We start from the raw sequence: 1,578 nt of genomic DNA on the forward strand, positions 1-1,578 counted from the left end.
GCGTGCGGGAACACCACGCACTGTAATCTATGGTGCTGTCACTACGGGCGATGCCTGGAGCTTTCTACAGCTCTCCGGGCAGAGTGTGGTCATGGAAGATGGCTACTACTACTTAGATCGTATTGAAAACATCTTGGGGATTCTCTTATTTATGGTTCGTCCTATGGCAGGAACTGTAACGAAACATCACGAATAAGCTGCTATGAACAGAAGAACACTACTCTCTTTTGTGCCGCTGGTGGCACTGGCGCTGACAACGGGCTGTAAGCCTGAAGAAGCTAAGACAACGAATACGGCAGGCGGTGGGACGAAAAAGATCAAGGTGGTCTTTATTCCTAAGAATGTCGGCAATCCGTACTTTGATGCGATTGACAAGGGCATGAAGGCCGTCTGCGAGGCCGAGGGCGCGGAGTACAAGATGACCGGCCCAGCAGCAGCGGAGGCGACCAATCAGATTCAGTACATCAAAGACGAAGTGCAGGCTGGGGCGAATGTGATCTGTCTGGCGGCAAACTCCGTGGATGCGCTGAACAATACGCTTGATGAGATTCGGGCCAAGGGCGTCAAAGTGGTTACCGTGGACGCCGATCTCACGGGCAACGAGAGCCACCGTGATATTGGGGTTTTTGCGACCGACTTCTCCAAGTTCGGCGGGGCTATTTTAGAGCAGCTTGGCAAGGGGATCAACTACACCGGCGAGGTCGCGATTCTCTCGGCCACCAGCGACTCACCCAACCAGAAGCTCTGGGTGGAGCAGATGAACGCGGCGTGGAAAGACCCTAAGTACGCCAAGATGCCACTGGTCGCGACGGTCTTTGGCGACGATAAGCCCGAGAAGAGCGCTACCGAGATGGAGGGCCTGCTCACCAAGTTCCCGAACCTCAAGGGCGTGATCGCGCCAACCACAGTAGGTGTCTCGGCGGCAGCGAAGGTCGCGCAGCAGCGCGGTGTCTACCCGGGCGGGGCCAATGCTAAGAACGGCGGCGTGCGGATCTTTGGACTCGGTCTGCCCAAGCAGATGCGGAGCTTTATTGAGGGAGGTGTCACACCTGAGATCATGCTCTGGAGCCCCGTGGACATGGGAAAGGTCACGGCGTATGTCTGCCTCGCTCTGGCAAAAGGCGAGCTGAAGGCGGAGAAGGGGCAGAAAGTCAAAGTGGGCGAAATGGGCGAGCGGGTGGTCGAGGATCTGAACAAGATCACCGTCGGCCCCCCCACGATCTTCACCAAAGAGAACGTCGCCCAGTTCGACTTTTAAGAGATCTAAGGATTCGCCCCGATGAACCAGGGCGTCTTATTGACGGCTTCGCCGACACGAAGGGCGCCTGCGCCCATGGGTGCTTGCACCCTTTGTGTCCGAGGAACGAGGACAATAAGACGCTCCCGTTCATGGGAGCGGTCTCGCCCGCCACGCGGCCAGCACGGCGGCCTCTTTTTCGGGCTTGAGGGTGTTTTTCCAGGCGTTCTCCTGCGGGCGTTGCGCGTCCCAGACCAGTGTGTCGCGGACGGTTTCAAGCGCGGTCCGGTAGGTGAGGCCCGCCAGGTTGGCGCGCTGGGTGCGGGTCGCGCCGCCGTCGG

General features: G+C 58.4%; 1 protein-coding gene and 2 pseudogenes. 2 read left to right on the forward strand and 1 reads right to left on the reverse strand.

Annotated features, from left to right (window positions below; all coding sequences use genetic code 11):
* Positions 1 to 196, forward strand: a pseudogene (locus tag ACH2EH_RS12555) (hypothetical protein); the annotation flags it as partial.
* Positions 197 to 202: 6 nt separating this feature from the next.
* Positions 203 to 1,258, forward strand: coding sequence for a substrate-binding domain-containing protein (locus ACH2EH_RS12560; protein WP_395142148.1), 1,056 nt, complete (start codon positions 203 to 205; stop codon positions 1,256 to 1,258).
* A gap of 129 nt (positions 1,259 to 1,387) precedes the next feature.
* On the opposite strand, the pseudogene ACH2EH_RS12565 reads toward ACH2EH_RS12560, so the two are convergent.
* Positions 1,388 to 1,578 (reverse strand): annotated as a pseudogene (locus ACH2EH_RS12565) (epimerase); the annotation flags it as partial.

Source organism: Armatimonas sp., from assembly GCF_043760365.1.
In the GTDB taxonomy this organism is placed as follows: domain Bacteria; phylum Armatimonadota; class Armatimonadia; order Armatimonadales; family Armatimonadaceae; genus Armatimonas.